Genomic DNA, 17488 nt, shown 5'->3' on the forward strand with positions numbered 1-17488 from the left:
AAACAGGATTGGAGGTTTTATTTATGATTATGACTGATGAATGGGTGGATATAATGGATCACTCAGACCTATTATGTACAATGATTTTATCCTCTGAACCATTTTACCTTTACTTAAATGCACATCGTGCTGTATATACAAAACCTGAACTAGTGCGGGAAATCAACAGCTTTACCCGACTGAAGGACCAATATGAAGAGGTTCAACGCTTTGGAAAATACCATCCAGATTACTCAAGAGTCATGAAAGACATTCGTGTAACTAAACGTAATCTTGATATGGTAGATGAAATAGCAGCTCTTAAGGTGGCTGAAAACGAGTTACAGGACCTCCTCGATGAGGTAAGCTTGATTATTGGTAAAACAGTCTCAGAAGGAGTCAAAGTACCTGTAAGTAATCCATTTTTCGCTTCTAGCGGTTCAAGCTGCGGTAGTGGCTGTGGAACCGGCGGGTCGTGCTCTTGCTCAGCTTAAGAAAATCACAAAATTAAAAGTCAGCTAATCAAACAAATGGATAGCTGCACCAAATAAATTAGGAAGGATGTGTACATTAATTGTGCACATCCTTTTTTTACTCATAAAATTCTAGTTCAACTTTAATACATCAATTGCTAGGTCAGGTCTATCTGTAATAATCCCTTTTGCTCCATTTTGAATAAGCTTTTTCATTACCTCTGGATCATTGATGGTCCAATAATGTACTGGGATATTTAAAGTAGATAAAAATTTTATAAATCCAGGACTGTCCAGAGAAACCATTTTGGCTCTTAGCGGTAACTGAAAAATGTCCGCCTTGGGATGATATAAATGTCTAAATTGTGAAGTGTAAGCTGTGTATGCTTTTTTGACTTCTTTTTCTCCGGCACCTAAAGCAACTCTGTTTTGAGCGTAGAGGTTGAACCGATCAATTTGTTCATCAAAGAAGCTTGTTACAACTACCCGATCAAAGGCTTGTTTTTCTTCTATCAATCTCCATAGCTTAGATGGCATCAGACTACCTTCATAAGTTGCGGGGTTGTCCTTTATGTCCATATTAATGAGCATTTGTGGATAAGCATCGATTAACTCACCAAGTGTTACCACTCGTTCACCTTTGCCTCTATAAGAAAAGCCATCTTTTATATCTTTAAAATGATACCCTATATCTGCATCTCTAAGCTCAGACAACGTGTAGTCTGCAACCTTGCCTGTAAGATCTGTTGTTCTTTCTAATGTTTCGTCATGAAATACAATGATTTCTTCGTCTTTAGTTAATCTCAAATCAATTTCAAAGCCATGGACTCCTAATTTTGCAGCATTATCAAAAGCAGCCATGGAGCCTTCAGGAGCAAGGGCTAGTCCTCCTCGATGTGCAAGAATAATGGGATGTTCATACTTTAATGCTTCCTTTGAAGGGCGGCTATCAGGCTTTGATAAAGCTTTTGTACTAGCCCAAGCGGCACCTGCAGCAGCAGCAATTGCAAGAGCTACATTAGATTTTTTCCCCATATTTTAATCCCCCTTTTTGGACTTATTCAAATTGTAGCAAGATAATAAGAACTTAACTCACTTATGTTTGCGACGATTTCTTTAATTATAGCCAATTGATATTTAGCTGTCAGCTAGTTGTTGTTGCTATCAAAATCCTCCATATGTTATTCTTGAAGGAAGAAATGAGGGGAAGCGTATGACAGAAAGACAAGGACTAATTGTCTATGTGCATCATTTAAAGCAGGCTAAATCTTTAAGAAAATACGGGCATGTCCATTATATTTCTAAAAAAATGAAATATGTCGTTTTATATTGTGATCAGGATCAGATAGAAGCGGCTAAACAAAAGATGAATAAACTTCCTTTTGTAAAAGAAATATTAGAGTCCTATCGTCCGTTTGTAAAAACAGAATTTGAAAATAGTAAACCAGATAAAGCTAAAGAGTATGATTATAAAATCGGTCTATAGCATTTTATTGGAATGGTGGTATATAATGGTTTAATCTTAGGATTCCAATGATATACTGATAAAATAAATGCGTATCTGCAAACGTCGAGGAATGCTTAATAGATATTTGTATTGGTTCAACCTGTAACTCGTTTAAAGTTTCTTTAAATGTACTTAGTCTTTTGGATTCTGGCTGTGACTGGGGAATGCCCTCACGGCAAATGTAAATTGGGAAAAATTTGGTATCATTTATGGGTTTTAGAGCAATTGCTATAGAAATATAGTCCTTCCCATTTTTGGGTGAAGAGAAGATAAATGCTCTGTAAATACGTTCCTTGTTTACACGTGCTAATTCACATAGCTCAAATGTATCTCCGTAACCTTCGCCAAGTTCTATAAAACGTTGGATCAATGAAAACACTTCCTTTCCAATTCATCTTACCACTATGTTGGAGGACAATTCCATGAAAATTATTGTAGGCTTTATATCTATGCTTTTAGTAGTAACAAATTGCGTTTTATTATTATTTCAATATGAGGTGTACTCCTCCAATATAGATGAAGAAGTACAGGACTTTTCATATGAGCAAGAAGTAGATATCCAATTATTTGAAAATAGTATACAAGTAAATCATCACTTTTTTAACTTACCAAAGGAGAAAGTCTCTATTTTATGGCCAATTGCTAGTGAAAATAGGAGCTGTTTAAACGGTGCTGGAAACAGCTGTAAACGTTTTGCAGAAGACTTGAGTAGCTTTCTTGAAGATGAAGTCTCCAGTCAAAGTGTATCCTATACTTTTCCTTTGCCAAATGGCTTAAAAGAAGGAGTCGTTCTTTCTGATTTTCTCTTAAAGCTAGAAAATGGTGATGTAACCTATACAACATTACATATAACAGACTCTTTAAAAAGAGGCGGAATGTGGGTAAGTGGACTACCTAAGATTGGTAACTCTTCTTTAGACTTAATTGACTACTCACTTTCTATTGGAGAAGGTACTGTACAAGAGTTATATTGGCAACAAGAAGCTTTACCGATTCAATACCAAAATGATCATTATTCGGTCTATTCCAAGGAGCCGGTAGCGGCTGGTCTACAAAAGCTTTTAGATGAATTACAATTACCTAACACTAGACATTCTTCTATTTTAGTTGAGGATAATAAGTACAAAGTGAACGCATCCAATATTTTATTTTTGGAAAATGAGGACTTGCCTTCTATACAGAGAGATATAGCTGTTAAAAATATTCAGGATGGCTATAATTTACCGACCGAAAATCTTTTGCTAGCAGAAGTAGTAAGCAGCTTTCTAATGGAGTCTCCTGTGGGGGCTGAAAAGTCAATATGGATGTATGAGACCTTAACTAATTATTTGACTAATAGTCAATTGTCCGAATGGAAGTCCTTGTTGGAAAATCAGAAGGAGTTAAGTGCGGAGAAGTTGGATAAGCTATTGTCATCTCTTCTGGATTCCAAAACTTCATTTTTCGAATGGAATGATCTGCAAAACGACAAGTTCCCATTGTTGTTTGAAGATTCACGACCTGTATATATTAACGATGGCATACAAAAGGACATCGACGTCCTATTTAAGGATGGAAAGGTTTTGTATGCAGCAGAACCATTATTAGATGTGTTGGGCTATACGTATGACGACACAGATAAAGGTTTATACGTCCAAAATGAAACTAGGGCATTTAGATTTCCTATTCAAGAACCATTTTATGTTTATAATCAAAAAAGATATGATGCCATGTCCGAGCCCTTTGAAAAAATCGGTTCAAAATTTTATATAGAAGAGACGTGGATGATTCGTTTGTTTTTGTTGAACATAGATAAAGAGGACGGACGAATTCATTTACAAGAAGAAACGTCTAATTAATGCTGGGAGAAATAGTATGAGAGTTATTTCAGGAACTAGAAAAGGATTACCATTGAAGGCAGTACCAGGAACTAATACAAGACCTACTACAGATAAGGTGAAAGAGTCTATTTTTAATATGATTGGGCCGTACTTTAATGGCGGAACGGCTGTGGACTTATTTGCAGGCAGTGGTGGACTAGGGATTGAGTCTTTAAGTAGAGGTATTGAAACATGTATTTTTATTGAAAAAGATTATAAAGCGATTCAAACCATTAACGAAAATCTAAAAAAATGTCGCTTAGAAGATGCAAGCGAGATATACAAAATAGATGCATCTCGTGCAGTAAAGGCATTTGAAAAAAGAGCGCTGAGTATAGAGCTATTATTCGTTGATCCTCCCTATAGTAAAACTCCTTTTTATAATCTGGTTGGGGAGATAGTGGAAAAGGGTCTAATGTCTGAAACAGGAACAATCGTCTGTGAGCATGAAAAGATGGTGGATCTACCGGATGCTTATGGAGAGTTCCAGCTTTCACGCAGAGAAAATTATGGTGGGACGGTTATTTCCATTTATCGTTACCAAGAAGAAGAGGGGAAATCACATGAGTAAAATGGCAGTTGTTCCAGGAAGTTTCGATCCAATCACTTATGGACATCTTGATATTATTACTCGAGGAGCTTCTATTTTTTCAGAGGTTTATGTAGTTGTTTTAAATAACTCCTCTAAAAATCCTCTATTTTCTGTAGAAGAACGAGTAAAGCTTATTCAGGAAGTAACTGCCCACTTGCCCAATGTAAAGGTAGAAACCTTCTCAGGTTTACTTATGGACTATGCTCAGAACGTAGGAGCAAGTGCAATCATTAGAGGTCTTAGAGCAGTCTCTGACTTTGAATATGAGATGCAAATCACCTCTATGAATCGAGTTTTGAATGATGAAATAGAAACATTTTTTATCATGACCAAAAATCAATATTCATTTTTAAGCTCTAGTATAGTAAAAGAAGTTGCTAAGTACGGAGGCAACATTGGAGAGCTAGTACCACCACAAGTGGAAATAGCACTTAAAGAAAAGTATAAGCATCAACCATAACCTTGCCCTCGGGCAAGGTATTTTTTTGCCTCCGATCAATATATGACAGAAGTGTTACTGGTGCCTGGCACCAGTAACACTTCTGTCATTTAGCCAAGTATGAAAAATAGTGGAATGATGAGCATGTTGAGCAAACGGAACATGAGGTATTTCCGAATGGGTATGCCTGCTTTTTGAGCAAGAACAATTATTTGCATATGAATACTTAAACCGCTAAAAGCAATAATAAGAGCAATGATAAAAGGAAGATAGTAGGATCCTGATAGTATTTGTCCGGCAAGGCTAATCCCACCCGTCATTTCAAAAAGTGAGGATACAAAAACTAGGACAGTTGGTGAAATAGTTGGGATGATTTCTTTTAAAGATTCAAATACGATATAGCTAATTGTAGTAAAGAAGATAACGGTCGTCCCAATAAGTAAAAGGATTTGATAGGTTTCTTTTATGCTCTCTTGGAAGGGAGAGGTGTTAGCTTCTTTTTTGTATGTATTCATTTGAATAGGCTTGGAGAAAATAATGAATACTAGTAGGAAAATAAGGTTGACTACATGAATGATGATTAATAATTTAAGCCCCGCTATTTCTGCGTTAAATATTTCAATTCCCACAAATCCGATCACAAACATTGGGCTAGGTGCGTGGCAAATAGCTAATAGCCAGCTTGCATTCCGGGCGTTTAAGGTGCCTATTTCCTTTAAGGAGGATATAATGGCTGCTCCACTAGGGAAGCCCCCAAGAGCTGTCAGGAGGTAAATATTAAAATAAAGTTTAAATTTGTTACTGGTAGATAAAAATTTTTTCTGAGTGCGAATAAACATTTGAGTGATCACCAAATAAGGTAATAGGTAAGGCATGAGAGAGGTAGTGAAGATGCGCATCCCTTCTAATGCACCTTTATGTGAAACTCCAGGCTGTAAAAATAAGAGAATAATAAGTGCCCAACTGCCAACTGTAACAATAATATGCATTTTGCGTCATTCCTTATCTCTTAAAGGAAAACATTTTTTCCTCAAAGCGTAGTTTTTGTAAGATTTCTTTCTTGAACAGAGTTACTCATTCTTTTAAATCTTCCAGAGTTAGCAATATTTTCTTAATATGTTTTGTCAGTCAAAATTGGAAGTGATAAACTTATATTTATATTTAATTATTTATGAAAGAGAGGGATAACTTATGAAGAAGATAAAACCAATAGTCCTTCTTTTTATTGTTGTAATTATTTTGGCATTAGGCTTCTATCCAATGGAATCCTACATTTCAAGACCAGGCGGAGCTTATGAGCTTTCACCATTGGTACATGTTGAAAATGGAGATGAGGATGACGAGGGTACATTAAGTCTTCTAACTATTGCTCTATCAAAGGCGACTCCTCTCACGTATGCGTACGCGAAAGTAACAGATAGTCAAAAGATTTATCCTGCCGATCAAATTCGCCAAGAGGACGAAGATGAAGAGGAATATAATGTACGTCAATTAAAGCTTATGTCTGATTCTCAGTTTAATGCTATTACGGTGGCTTTCGATCGAGCGAAAAAACCATACACCGTTATTAATCACGGAATATTTATTTTTAATGTAGTGGATGGAGGGGGCGCTCACAATATTCTAAAACCAGGAGACAAAATTTTAGAAATGGATGATTTGTCTGATCTGACTGGAGACGTGATTGCTAAGTACTTAGCAGATAAAAAAGAGGGAGATACCGTTCGTTTAAAGGTCGAGCGGGAAGAAAAGGTGCTTACTAAAGAGGTAACCCTTAAATCGGTCCCAGGGGTCCTTGAAAAGGCTGGTATTGGTATTTCCTATACTGAAAACAAGGTAGTAGAAACCACCCCGTCTGTAGAGATTAAATCCGACGATATTGGAGGTCCATCGGCAGGTCTAATGTTTACCCTTGAGTTATTGAACCAACTGCTTCCAGAGGACATAACAAAGGGCTACGATATTGCAGGGACTGGTGAAATGCTACAAGATGGTACTGTTGGAAGGATAGGCGGAATCGACTTAAAAGTAATTGCTGCAGATAAAAAAGGGGTGGATTTCATGTTTGCACCCGACGATGATATACCTGAAGAAATTGTTGCTAAAAACCCAGATCTTACCTCTAACTATGAAGAAGCTTTAAAAACGGCAAAAAAAATTGGCACAAAGATGAAAATTGTGCCAGTGAAAACCATTGACGATGCAATGGAATATTTAGATAACCTAGAACCTAAATGATTAAATTCTAATTGGTATCTTTCTATATTCGCTCCCAACCATGGATGAACCAAATTTAGTTTGAAGTCCTAAATAATATAGATTTGCGGCTTTAATATCAAGCTGCAGTAGTATATTATCCTTGCTTGCAGCCACCCTACTAACTAGAGGGAGCTGCAAGTCTTTTTTTATGGATTGGAGGTAGGTCTGTCCTTTTTGACTCATTGCAAGTGGTCGGATATAGGTAGGGTACTCAATAGCTCTTAAATCTTCCCATGTAAATGCATTATAAATATGGGTCAACATTCTTTGTATTCTTGTCCAGGTAAATCGTTTGGATTTTATTTGCTCCATAAATGGGAAGAAACTGTCATGCTTTGCAGCAGCGTTCCAAATAGCATTTTCAATGCCTTCCGTCACCTCTGCATACTTTGCAATGCTATGTTTATCCTGGCGCAAAATAATTAGGCGCAAAATAGGATAAAAACGCTCCCAGCTACCGAAACTTTCTGCCTGGTCAATCCATTTGGTTAGACCCAGAAGACTTGTGTCGGGTAAATATGGATGAATTTTAGAAAGCTCTTTTTCTTCGAAGAGCACCTTTCTAATTCCAGTGGCACTCGCTATCGATTCTGTTTTTTTAGCATCATCGTGGTAGTTAGCCACAATGCGTTGAATTGTAGTTGGCTTGATGGATGAATTTATTTGACGTGCAGCCTCCATGTAGTGGTAGCCTAAGATGTTATTTGGTTTAGACAAATCCACTAGAGGTTCAGTTGCTTCTTTTGCCAATAAAAGATATGCCTCGTTCAGTGCTTTTGGATAACTAATCCCTCTTTTTATAAACTGAGAGATAGCCTCGTTGTATTCGTTCTTTTTGAAGGTTAACAACTTAACTGTATGATTAAAAGACTCTATTGACCCTTCCTCACTTCCAAAACAAAAGCTGTCGCATTTTAATGCATCCAATAAAAAAATAGCTCCCTTAGCAAAATCACTTGCCTGTGCAGTTGCAAATGCATATGGTAACTCTATAACTAAATCGACACCAGCATCTACTGCCATTTTAGCTCTAGTCCATTTATCTACAAGCGCTGGCTCTCCACGCTGCAAGAAGTTGCCGGACATGACAGCGATTGAAAGTTCGCTATTCGTCTGTTTAATGGACTGTTGTAAATGGTGTAGATGACCATTATGAAATGGATTGTATTCTACAACAATTCCTGTGGCTTTCATTATAATTAATCCCCCTTAAATTTTCTGATCTTCTAGCTGGTAGTCTTTGCTATCGTTGTTTTGTCTGTTAAATCTGGACCAATCTTAAATACTTTCCTTACTGAAAGTATAATGTTAAAATAAAGTAGTGACAAGAAATTATCTTGACATCTAAAACTAAGCATTATATAATCAACTTTGTTGTCTTGAGGTGATAATCGTATGAAATGGGCAATTAGTCAGCTTTCTAAATATCGTGAGAATGGTCTAGATATAGATGAATTCGTGGAACTCGAAAATGTGAAGAAGCGAAATCAAGACGTTCGAAAGATTTCACCCGTTCATGTAAAAGGGCACTGCACATTTGGTGCAGCGCAAATGACTTGTCATTTTCAGCTTTCTGGAGTTTTAACCTTACCATGTGCACGCACTTGGGAAGATGTAGAATTTCCATTTGAGATTGATTCGGATGAAGTATTCACCTGGTCCGACACTGCACTCGCTTCTGCTAAAGCGTATGATAATTATCATATCGTAGAAGGGGATGTCATTGATGTCGATCCTGTTCTGGAAGAATTAATTCTTTTAGAAATACCATTGCAAGTGTATAAAGAAGGTGCAGACCAATTTAAACACGAGGGTGGGACAGGTTGGAGCTTTACTACTGATGAAGATCTTAAAGAATTGCAAGAAGATGACCAACCAAAATTGGATCCAAGACTTGCTGATTTAGCTAAGTATTTTGATCAAACAGACGAATAATAGATCTGTAAGGAGGTGCCACCAATGGCAGTACCAGCTAGAAGAACTTCTAAAACTGTAAAAAGAAAACGTCGTACACATTTTAAATTATCCGTACCTGGTATGGTTGCTTGTTCAAATTGTGGTGAAATGAAATTGGCTCACCGAGTTTGTAAATCATGCGGTCAATACAAAGGGAAAGAAGTAGTGAGCAAATAATACAGTATTTGTTCCTTAAAAGGCTACCAAAGAGACCATGGCTCTTCGGTAGCCTTTTTCTCTATATTCATTTTAGGAGGTACATACTTTGGCTTACACAATAAAAGAACAGGATAACATCCTAATATTTGAGATTGATCGACCTGACATACATAATGCTATTAACTTTGATGTTTTGGCTGGATTTAGGCAGCTTGTGACTGAGGTTAATTCAAATAAAGAAATTAAGCTTGTAGTAATCACAGGAGCAGGAGATAAGTCTTTCTGTTCAGGAGGAGATTTATCAGTTTTTCATGAGCTAAAAACGGCGGAGGAATCTTACGCAATGCTAAGCGAAGTAGCTAAAGAACTTTACAAGGTAGCTACTCTAGAGGTACCAACAATCGCTTTAATTAATGGGACCGCAGTTGGTGGGGGATGTGAAATAGCCACATTATGCGATTTCCGACTTGTCAAAAAGGAAGCGAAATGTGGTTTTATCCAAGGTAAACTTGCTATTACCAGTGGTTGGGGTGGAGGAACATACCTTTTTGAAAAGGGTATGAGGTATGATAAAGCGCTAAAGATGTTAACAGAAGCCACACCTTATCATTCATCGGAGCTATTAGAAATGGGTTGGGCTACCGAAGTGTTTGAGGGTGATAAAGTGATTGCTCTACAAGACTTCATCTCCAAAATGATTCTTCCCCATTCGACAGTTTTGAAGGCCTACAAAAAACAGATCATACGAAAATGGGAGCAATCTAAATTATTTGAGAGAATAATGGAAGAAGTGAAAGAATGCTCTATACTTTGGGAAGCTGATGTACACCATGAGGCAGTGAATTCTTTTTTATCAAAAAAGAAATAAAATAGAGTCTATTTATACCCACTTTGCATATATTAATAAAAAAGCAAAGGGTGATAAATGTGAATGTTAAATTGAGAAAAGATAGCTGGACCCTCGACGAAGACAATCTACTAAAAGAGATAGTACTAAAGAAAATCGAACAAGGCCACACCCAAATCTCAGGGTTTCAGGAAGCCAGCGTGTTGTTAGGGCGGTCCAAACAAGCTTGTGCATTTAGATGGAATAAAAATCTTCGCCCACAACTTTTCCCAAAAGAGGATTCCCCGAAGGTAGAAAGTTTCAAGGAGACTGTAAACGATTCCACTTCCCTTCAAAACCATTTGCAACTTGCCATGCAAAGTTATGATGAAATGAAAAATTCCTATGATGAAATAGCAAATGCATATAATTTACTAAAAAGAGATTACGAGGTACTAGTGAACTGGGCCAAACAAGGTGTTCAACACATAGAAAGAAATTAGCAAGGAAGTCTCTAAAAAATAGAGACTTTTTTTAATGGAAAATAATTTTATATCAGAATCGTTACAGGTGCCTGGCACCTGTAACGATTTTGTAATTTTTTGTTGGTTATTTGGCCCTAGGTTATGTAGATGAATTTAATCAATTATTATGTGAAAGTTGAATTCACTTTCAACTTTCGTATAGACTAATAGAGGGGAGAATATTTTGACAAAGGGGAGATACATATGAAAAAGCTGTTAATAGCAAATCGGGGAGAAATAGCACGACGCATTATCAAGACATGTAAACGCTTAAATATTGAAACGGTAGCAATTTATAGTGAAGCGGACGAACAGCTTCCTTATGTAAAAGAAGCGGATTATGCTTTTCTTATTGGGCCGAGTCAGGTCCAACAGTCTTATTTAAAGGCTGATGACATAATTGAGCTTGCTATACGAGAAGGTGTAGATGCAATTCATCCAGGCTATGGTTTTTTGTCAGAAAATGCAGAGTTTGCTAGAAAAGCAGAGGCAGCTGGAATTACGTTTATTGGCCCTAAAGCAGAAACGATTGAAAAGATGGGAGATAAAATTGAATCCCGTATAACAATGATTCATGCAAACGTGCCTGTGGTACCGGGAACTGAGGATGGGCTTAATTCGTTGGACGAGGCACTTCAAGCAGCCAAACAGATTGGCTACCCAATTATGCTTAAGGCAAGCGCGGGTGGAGGCGGCATCGGCATGATTAAATGTGACGATGAAGCAACCCTTACCAAGCACTTTGAATCGATTAAAACTAGAGCCAAATCTTATTTTGGTAGTGATATAGTATTTTTAGAAAAATTTATTGAAGACTCTCGCCACATTGAAGTACAAATCTTTGGGGATACAAAAGGAAACATCGTGCATTTGTTCGAACGTAATTGTTCTGTACAAAGAAGAAATCAAAAGGTTCTTGAAGAATCTCCATCTCCTAACTTCCCAGAAGAAGCCAAGAAGAAGCTGTTTGAGGCGGCAGTTAACGCGGCAAAGGCGGTCGATTATGTAAATGCTGGCACGGTGGAATTTATCGTAGACCAAAATCACCAATTTTACTTTTTAGAGATGAATACCCGTTTACAGGTAGAGCATCCAGTAACAGAAGCGGTAACAGGCTTTGATTTAGTAGAATGGCAGCTAAAGGTTGCGCAAGGTGAGGAGTTGCCAGTTAAGGAGCAAGACAAAATTACAACTAATGGGCACGCGTTTGAATTTAGAATTTACGCAGAGGATCCAAAAACGTTTTTCCCTTCTCCAGGAACAATATCTACTCTTACATGGGGAAATGATTCGGATGTAAGAATAGATGCAGGGTATGAGGAAGGAAATAAGGTGACTCCTTTTTATGATCCAATGATTTCCAAAGTAATTATACATGCAGAAAACAGAAGATTAGCAATTGAGAAAGCACAAAAATTATTTTCTTCTGCTAAAATAGAAGGTGTAAGAACTAATATTTCACTATTTGACCAGTTTTTACATGACAGTACTTTTGAAAGTGGAGTATATTCAACATCCGTTTTAGGGGAATGGATGGACAAACAAAGGGAGGAAATTTCAAAATGAAAAATTTAGAATCAACTATGGCAGGTACAGTATTTACGGTTAACGTTGCAGTGGGGGACGAAGTGCAAGAAGGCCAAGTGGTTATGGTACTTGAATCGATGAAAATGGAAATTCCTGTAGAATCTAATGTCGCAGGTAAAGTACTTGAAATAAAGGCGCAAGTTGGAGACTTCGTAAATGAGGGAGACGTATTAGTAACGTTCGAATAAAAACACCTCCAACACAAAAAATGTAAGTCGCGTATTTAAAATTCTATTAGAAAATTTAAGTAGGTTTTACGAATCGTTCAATAAATGTATTTATCAATTAAAATAATTGTTTATTTTATTCTATCAAGCATTTGTATCAGTCGGAGTGTGCCCTACATACAGGGCTCGGCTGCTGCTACTTGAAACGGGGGTTTTACAAAGTGGGAGAAACAAAGGGGTATAACGATAAGTTAGAAGAAAAATTATCATCTATTTATGCAGGTGGACATTCAAAGTATCATGAGAAAATGAAGGAGCAGGGGAAGCTGTTTGTTCGTGATCGTTTAAACCTGTTATTTGATAATGGGGAATACGTAGAAGACGGTCGATTTGCAAATGTAGAAGCAGGTGACTTACCTGCTGATGGTGTTGTTACTGCAACTGGAAAAGTAAATGGACAAACAGTTTGCGTAATGGCAAATGACTCTACAGTAAAAGCTGGATCATGGGGATTTAGAACAGTTGAAAAAATAATTCGAATCCAAGAAATTGCTGAAAAAAATCGTGTGCCACTATTGTATTTAGTAGACTCTGCTGGGGCACGTATTACAGACCAATTAGCAATGTTCCCTAATCGTCGAGGAGCTGGTAGAATTTTTCACAATCAAGTGAGATTATCCGGTTTTATTCCTCAAATATGTTTGTTATTTGGACCATCAGCTGCAGGAGGGGCGTACATACCGGCTTTTTGTGATGTTGTATTTATGGTGGAAGGAAATGCCTCGATGTACCTTGGATCTCCACGTATGGCTGAAAAAGTAATTGGAGAAAAGGTGACCTTAGAGGAAATGGGTGGGGCGCGCATGCACTGTACAGTTAGTGGAGTCGGCGACGTGCTTGTTTCCTCGGAAGAAGAAGCTATAGAAGAAGCGAAGAAGTATTTAAGCTACTTCCCTGCCAATTACACTGAAAAGCCAAAAACGGTTGAACCGAAGCAAACCAAAGAAGGTAGAACGTTAGAGGAAATTATTCCTGAAAACCAAAACGCACCTTTCGATATGTATGAAGCAATTGATGCATTAATCGATGAAGGTACTTTCTTTGATATAAAAAAACTGTTTGCTCCGGAGCTAATAACAGGATTTGCTCGAATCGAAGGGAAGCCGGTAGGAATCATAGCGAACCAACCGAAGGCAAAAGGTGGAGTCCTGTTCGTAGATTCTGCAGACAAGGCTGCTAAGTTCATTTCTCTTTGTGATGCTTTCTCCATTCCATTATTATTCTTAGCAGATGTTCCGGGCTTCATGATAGGGACAAAAGTGGAAAGGGCAGGAATTATCCGCCATGGAGCTAAGCTTATCGCTGCTATGAGCTCAGCAACTGTACCAAAGCTTTCTGTTATTGTACGAAAAGCTTATGGCGCAGGTCTTTATGCTATGGCTGGACCAGCTTTTGAACCTGATGTGTGTATCGCACTTCCTACCGCTCAAATTGCTGTTATGGGACCTGAGGCAGCGGTAAACGCTGTATATTCCAATAAGATTGAAGCAATCGAGGATCCAAAAGAACGATTGAAATTCGTTCAAGAAAAGCATGCAGAATATAAGGAAGAAATAGATATTTATAAGCTGGCATCTGAAATGATTATCGATGAAATTGTGAAGCCGAGCGATCTGCGTAACGAGCTTGCTAATCGTTTGAGATACTATGAAGACAAAGAAATTGCAATTGCACCTCGAAAACACCCAGTCCTTCCTGTATAATATTTTTAAACTTAGGTCTACCTTAAAGGTAGGCCTTTTTAAAAATAAGCTTTGTTAAAGTTATTGGTTGATTTAGACTAACAATTCTTTTTATAGTGACTGTAAACATAAACAAAGGAACTTTCAAATGGCTATTAAGAACAAATATAGATGATGAAATTGGGGTTGGTGACAGTTTTTCAGCTTTGTTTATGCGAGTAAATATTTTAGCAATCGATAAGCTGTCGCCGTTTATTGATTGGAGCGCCAGACGGCGACTCCTACGGGATGACATAGCTATCAAGTTAAGAAGTTTATAAAAACCCTCGAGGTTGGTATAGAAAACTAACCAACAGGAGGTGCTTCATATGAAAAGAACTGATTTAGACGAATGGAAACTCTTAATGGAACAATTGTATAAACTGTTTTCCCCGGATATGTTGGATAGTTGGGCCAAAGAATCAGGATGGATCAAACGAAAACGAAAGCTTGATGCGTATTCATTTCTCCACATTCTTCTTTATCATTGTGGAAACCTGGCTGGCAGTTCACTACGCGAGCTAAGCCTATCATTAGAAGAAACCTGCCATATTTCTATGACTCCAGAGGCAATAAACCAACGTTTAAATAAAGAATTAATTGTATTCCTAAAAAAGTGTTTGGAACATTTTATACAAATGAAGTTAAATTATCAGTTGCCGATCAGTGACGAGCTACAAAAATTTTGTGAGAGGATCCGTATAATAGATGCGACCATCCATTCCCTTCCTTCGGATTTGAAGGAGACTTTTCCTGGCGTCTATCGAGCCGAATTAAAATGCCAGCTGGAGTATGAATTCCTGACAGGACAGTTCTTGTTGGCTGACTGGAGGAACGGAAAAGAAAACGATTCCCTATACGGAAAGTATCGATTAGAGACGGTCTCACCTGGCGATTTGTTTATACAGGACTTGGGTTATTTTCATCTACCTACATTCAAAAAAATCGATGAGACAGGGGGCTATTTCGTCTCTAGAGTTCGACCAGATTGTTCTATCTATACAGGGAATCCAAACCCTCGATACCATGCCGATGGCAGGGTCGTCAAATCCTCTTTTTATCAGAAGGAATCTTTGGCAGAGCATCTGGAACAAATGGAGCGTGGCTCCATAAGGGAATGGGAGGAAGTCTTTGTCGGGTATGACTATAAATTCCCTACCCGTTTGATTTTGTATCGGCATACGGAGGAACAAGATAAAAGTGGTCAGTATAAACGTAAACATTCACGTTACCAAACAAAAGAACACGTAAGGGCGCTAGATGGGGCTACGATTATTATGACAAACCTTCCGGATATCATCCCAGCTGAGAAAGTGATGGACCTTTACCGATTGCGCTGGCAGATCGAGTTATTGTTTAAGGGATGGAAATCCAATTTCCCGACCACCTTTTATAAACAGATAAAGGAAGAACGTGTGCTATGTCATTTTTTCGCCCATTTATTATTGTTTCTAATCACAGCTACAACAACGTATCAGGCACGCTTATTCTTGCTAGAGCAATCTAGAATAGAGATAAGCATTCAAAAGGGTATTTCAGTTGCCCTACGCTTTATTCGCTTGATGTTTGAAAGCATAAAAAAATACACCAAGCTTACCAATGGGGTCCTGAAAAGGTTTCATGATGCTCTTTGTAAACATGCATTGAAAACAAAAGGGCCACCTGAAAAGGATCCATTGATTATACTCGGTGTAAACTACAGTTAGTATTCTATGCCCTGTATAGAAAGAAATTAAACTTACATTTTTTGGTTAAACTAAAAAGTGTTAATTTCATATGGTCTAATTTTCAAAAATACCAGTTCATATGAGAGTGAATGACGTAAATTTTTCTTAACTTGATAGCTATGCTACGGGATGAGTGAGACAGATAAGACATCACAACCACGCGCGCTAGCGATGGGTGATGGCTTATCGCTCACCCCGAGGAAAGCGTCCGGCTGGGGCGAAAAATCAATTCTACTCTCTGATCTAGATTTCTTTGCATCATAAATCAGCCCTAACCTTTAACATAGCCTGAAAATACGACCTAATATAACGTTTGGTGGACGACCTCCCTGGATGGTAGATTATTCCCCTATATAATATTTTGTAGGAGGTGAAGAAGTATGCGAATAGGAATTATAGGAGCTGGAGCAGTCGGTATGCTATTTGGCGCCTATTTATCTAAAGCAGGTCATAACATATCCTTTTTAGTAAGGAATAAGAGCTTAAAAGAACTATACATAAAAACAAATGACATTACGGAACGAATTGAATGTCAGATAGTCAATTCTATAGAAGCACTACATCCAATGGATATAATTATTGTGGCAGTTAAGTATCACGATCTCTCTTCATTAAAAAATAATTTAGATTCCTTACCAAAAGAAACTCCTCTACTGTTTATACAAAATGGTCTACTACATTTACAGTTTATCGATACTTTAAAACAATCGAATATATTATTAGGTTCTGTTTTGCACGGAGCGACCAAAATAAATCGGGAAACGGTACAACACTTAGGAATTGGAACGACTTCAATTGGATTTTATAAAGGAAAGTGGCAGCGTCTTGAACAGCTACTGAGATCTAAGTCAGAGCAATTCCCATTTCAACTTACTGAAAATATTAGACAAATCTTGTTTAAAAAAGCATTACTTAATTGCTTGATAAATCCCTTAACTACCATTGCTCGTGTACAGAATGGTGAACTAATTAAAAATGAATCATATAAAAAAATATTGCGAAGCCTGTATGAGGAAATTATAGAAGCCTTTGAAGATTGGAACGATTTATTGGCATGGGAAGAAGTTGTGTCGCTTTGCCAAAATACAGAGTATAACTACTCATCCATGCTTAAGGATTTTCAGAGCAATCGCGTAATGGAAGTCGATACTATAGTAGGGGCTATCCTAGCGGAAGCAGAGAGTCGTAAAAAGTCATTGCCCATTCTAAATGCTTTTTATTTATTATTAAAAGAAATGAATAAAGTAGGTGATTGATATGATCAGCCTTGTTTCTATCATTGTATTAGTTCCAGCAATTCTATTTATCATTTCTTTTGTGATTGCCAAATATGCGTTTCGCAAAAGAAAAAAATCTATTGGTATAGCTGCAGATATTACTACGTTTTTGTTATTCTTTTCAGTTTCTCATGTGTTTAATGTTATTTTTGGAAAAGAAATAGGATTTATTATTATTATTATTTTTGCTATTTTTATTGCAACTATTATGACCATTCTAGAATGGAGAATGAAAAAAGAGATAGAAATAAAGCCTCTGCTTCGGAAAGTGTGGAGATTGTTTTTCATCCTACTCTGCTTCATGTACGCTCTTTTATGGATAATCGGAGTAATCCGATATGTTTTAAAGTATATAAGCTAATAATTTTCATCTCTT

The 17488-nt window shown here is 37.4% G+C and carries 20 protein-coding genes; 16 read left to right on the forward strand and 4 right to left on the reverse strand.

All coding sequences use genetic code 11. The annotated features are described in order from the left end of the window. The first annotated feature begins 23 nt into the window (after positions 1-23). Positions 24-473, forward strand: coding sequence for a YlbF/YmcA family competence regulator (locus tag HF876_RS04965; RefSeq protein WP_169358958.1), 450 nt, complete (start codon positions 24-26; stop codon positions 471-473). A 111-nt stretch (positions 474-584) separates the two neighbouring features. Here HF876_RS04965 and HF876_RS04970 read toward each other — a convergent pair whose 3' ends face one another. Then, positions 585-1487, reverse strand: coding sequence for a glycerophosphodiester phosphodiesterase family protein (locus tag HF876_RS04970; RefSeq protein WP_169358959.1), 903 nt, complete (start codon positions 1485-1487; stop codon positions 585-587). Positions 1488-1665: 178 nt separating this feature from the next. On the opposite strand from HF876_RS04970, the gene HF876_RS04975 reads away from it, so the two are divergent. Continuing rightward, positions 1666-1938 (forward strand): YlbG family protein, encoded by a 273-nt coding sequence (locus tag HF876_RS04975; protein WP_169358960.1) that lies wholly within the window; start codon positions 1666-1668, stop codon positions 1936-1938. A 4-nt stretch (positions 1939-1942) separates the two neighbouring features. Here the strand turns inward: HF876_RS04975 and HF876_RS04980 are convergent, their stop codons facing one another. Beyond that, positions 1943-2329 (reverse strand): DUF7147 family protein, encoded by a 387-nt coding sequence (locus HF876_RS04980; RefSeq protein WP_169358961.1) that lies wholly within the window; start codon positions 2327-2329, stop codon positions 1943-1945. A 52-nt stretch (positions 2330-2381) separates the two neighbouring features. Between HF876_RS04980 and HF876_RS04985 the strand changes: the two genes are divergently transcribed. The 3 genes from HF876_RS04985 to coaD are packed head-to-tail and all read left to right on the forward strand — an operon-like array spanning position 2382 to position 4870. After that, positions 2382-3797 (forward strand): hypothetical protein, encoded by a 1416-nt coding sequence (locus HF876_RS04985; protein WP_169358962.1) that lies wholly within the window; start codon positions 2382-2384, stop codon positions 3795-3797. Positions 3798-3813: 16 nt separating this feature from the next. Continuing rightward, positions 3814-4389 (forward strand): 16S rRNA (guanine(966)-N(2))-methyltransferase RsmD, encoded by a 576-nt coding sequence (rsmD, locus tag HF876_RS04990; RefSeq protein ID WP_169358963.1) that lies wholly within the window; start codon positions 3814-3816, stop codon positions 4387-4389. Further along, positions 4382-4870, forward strand: coding sequence for a pantetheine-phosphate adenylyltransferase (gene coaD / locus HF876_RS04995; RefSeq protein ID WP_169358964.1), 489 nt, complete (start codon positions 4382-4384; stop codon positions 4868-4870). The genes rsmD and coaD overlap by 8 nt, the downstream gene beginning before the upstream one ends. A gap of 89 nt (positions 4871-4959) precedes the next feature. Here the strand turns inward: coaD and HF876_RS05000 are convergent, their stop codons facing one another. Further along, entirely contained in the window at positions 4960-5838 is an 879-nt protein-coding gene (locus HF876_RS05000; protein WP_169358965.1) for a hypothetical protein, read from the reverse strand. Positions 5839-6040: 202 nt separating this feature from the next. Between HF876_RS05000 and HF876_RS05005 the strand changes: the two genes are divergently transcribed. Continuing rightward, on the forward strand, positions 6041-7087 hold the full coding sequence (locus HF876_RS05005) for a SepM family pheromone-processing serine protease (protein ID WP_169358966.1): 1047 nt from the start codon (positions 6041-6043) through the stop codon (positions 7085-7087). Here HF876_RS05005 and HF876_RS05010 read toward each other — a convergent pair whose 3' ends face one another. Next, entirely contained in the window at positions 7088-8302 is a 1215-nt protein-coding gene (locus HF876_RS05010; RefSeq protein WP_169358967.1) for a nucleotidyltransferase, read from the reverse strand. It abuts the gene before it with no gap. Between the two features lie 201 nt (positions 8303-8503). Here HF876_RS05010 and HF876_RS05015 point away from each other — a divergent pair, with 201 nt between their 5' ends. From HF876_RS05015 to HF876_RS05060, 10 genes are all read left to right on the forward strand, one after another. Beyond that, positions 8504-9043, forward strand: coding sequence for a YceD family protein (locus HF876_RS05015; protein WP_169358968.1), 540 nt, complete (start codon positions 8504-8506; stop codon positions 9041-9043). A gap of 24 nt (positions 9044-9067) precedes the next feature. Continuing rightward, positions 9068-9241 carry a 50S ribosomal protein L32 gene (gene rpmF / locus HF876_RS05020; RefSeq protein ID WP_144537945.1) on the forward strand — a complete coding sequence of 58 codons (174 nt, stop codon included), beginning with the start codon at positions 9068-9070 and terminating at the stop codon, positions 9239-9241. Positions 9242-9329: 88 nt separating this feature from the next. Continuing rightward, on the forward strand, positions 9330-10091 hold the full coding sequence (locus HF876_RS05025; protein WP_169358969.1) for an enoyl-CoA hydratase/isomerase family protein: 762 nt from the start codon (positions 9330-9332) through the stop codon (positions 10089-10091). 59 nt (positions 10092-10150) lie between these two features. Beyond that, on the forward strand, positions 10151-10552 hold the full coding sequence (locus tag HF876_RS05030) for a hypothetical protein (RefSeq protein WP_169358970.1): 402 nt from the start codon (positions 10151-10153) through the stop codon (positions 10550-10552). A gap of 225 nt (positions 10553-10777) precedes the next feature. Next, complete coding sequence (locus HF876_RS05035) at positions 10778-12139, forward strand: acetyl-CoA carboxylase biotin carboxylase subunit (protein ID WP_169358971.1); 1362 nt, start codon at positions 10778-10780, stop codon at positions 12137-12139. After that, positions 12136-12348, forward strand: coding sequence for an acyl-CoA carboxylase biotin carboxyl carrier protein subunit (locus HF876_RS05040; protein WP_169358972.1), 213 nt, complete (start codon positions 12136-12138; stop codon positions 12346-12348). Before HF876_RS05035 ends, HF876_RS05040 begins: the two co-directional genes overlap by 4 nt. Before the next feature lie 200 nt (positions 12349-12548). Continuing rightward, complete coding sequence (locus HF876_RS05045) at positions 12549-14090, forward strand: carboxyl transferase domain-containing protein (RefSeq protein ID WP_169358973.1); 1542 nt, start codon at positions 12549-12551, stop codon at positions 14088-14090. Positions 14091-14437: 347 nt separating this feature from the next. Next, the gene (locus tag HF876_RS05050) at positions 14438-15814 is read left to right on the forward strand and encodes an IS4 family transposase (RefSeq protein WP_169358974.1); all 1377 of its coding nucleotides are present in this window, start codon (positions 14438-14440) and stop codon (positions 15812-15814) included. Between the two features lie 401 nt (positions 15815-16215). Beyond that, entirely contained in the window at positions 16216-17091 is an 876-nt protein-coding gene (locus tag HF876_RS05055; RefSeq protein ID WP_169358975.1) for a ketopantoate reductase family protein, read from the forward strand. 1 nt (position 17092) lies between these two features. Continuing rightward, positions 17093-17473: a DUF3397 family protein gene (locus HF876_RS05060; RefSeq protein ID WP_169358976.1), complete on the forward strand. Its 381-nt coding sequence runs from the start codon at positions 17093-17095 to the stop codon at positions 17471-17473. The last annotated feature ends 15 nt before the right edge of the window (positions 17474-17488 follow it).

The organism is Psychrobacillus sp. BL-248-WT-3, assembly GCF_012843435.1.
Taxonomy (GTDB): Bacteria; Bacillota; Bacilli; order Bacillales_A; family Planococcaceae; genus Psychrobacillus.

Excerpts from the sequence above, each read along its gene's own strand:
- HF876_RS04965 (WP_169358958.1), top strand. The coding sequence starts at position 24 with ATGATTATGACTGATGAATGGGTGGATATAATGGATCACTCAGACCTA.
- HF876_RS04970 (WP_169358959.1), bottom strand. The coding sequence starts at position 1,487 with ATGGGGAAAAAATCTAATGTAGCTCTTGCAATTGCTGCTGCTGCAGGT.
- HF876_RS04975 (WP_169358960.1), top strand. The coding sequence starts at position 1,666 with ATGACAGAAAGACAAGGACTAATTGTCTATGTGCATCATTTAAAGCAG.
- HF876_RS04985 (WP_169358962.1), top strand. The coding sequence starts at position 2,382 with ATGAAAATTATTGTAGGCTTTATATCTATGCTTTTAGTAGTAACAAAT.
- rsmD (WP_169358963.1), top strand. The coding sequence starts at position 3,814 with ATGAGAGTTATTTCAGGAACTAGAAAAGGATTACCATTGAAGGCAGTA.
- coaD (WP_169358964.1), top strand. The coding sequence starts at position 4,382 with ATGAGTAAAATGGCAGTTGTTCCAGGAAGTTTCGATCCAATCACTTAT.
- HF876_RS05000 (WP_169358965.1), bottom strand. The coding sequence starts at position 5,838 with ATGCATATTATTGTTACAGTTGGCAGTTGGGCACTTATTATTCTCTTA.
- HF876_RS05005 (WP_169358966.1), top strand. The coding sequence starts at position 6,041 with ATGAAGAAGATAAAACCAATAGTCCTTCTTTTTATTGTTGTAATTATT.
- HF876_RS05010 (WP_169358967.1), bottom strand. The coding sequence starts at position 8,302 with ATGAAAGCCACAGGAATTGTTGTAGAATACAATCCATTTCATAATGGT.
- HF876_RS05015 (WP_169358968.1), top strand. The coding sequence starts at position 8,504 with ATGAAATGGGCAATTAGTCAGCTTTCTAAATATCGTGAGAATGGTCTA.
- rpmF (WP_144537945.1), top strand. The coding sequence starts at position 9,068 with ATGGCAGTACCAGCTAGAAGAACTTCTAAAACTGTAAAAAGAAAACGT.
- HF876_RS05035 (WP_169358971.1), top strand. The coding sequence starts at position 10,778 with ATGAAAAAGCTGTTAATAGCAAATCGGGGAGAAATAGCACGACGCATT.
- HF876_RS05040 (WP_169358972.1), top strand. The coding sequence starts at position 12,136 with ATGAAAAATTTAGAATCAACTATGGCAGGTACAGTATTTACGGTTAAC.
- HF876_RS05050 (WP_169358974.1), top strand. The coding sequence starts at position 14,438 with ATGAAAAGAACTGATTTAGACGAATGGAAACTCTTAATGGAACAATTG.
- HF876_RS05055 (WP_169358975.1), top strand. The coding sequence starts at position 16,216 with ATGCGAATAGGAATTATAGGAGCTGGAGCAGTCGGTATGCTATTTGGC.
- HF876_RS05060 (WP_169358976.1), top strand. The coding sequence starts at position 17,093 with ATGATCAGCCTTGTTTCTATCATTGTATTAGTTCCAGCAATTCTATTT.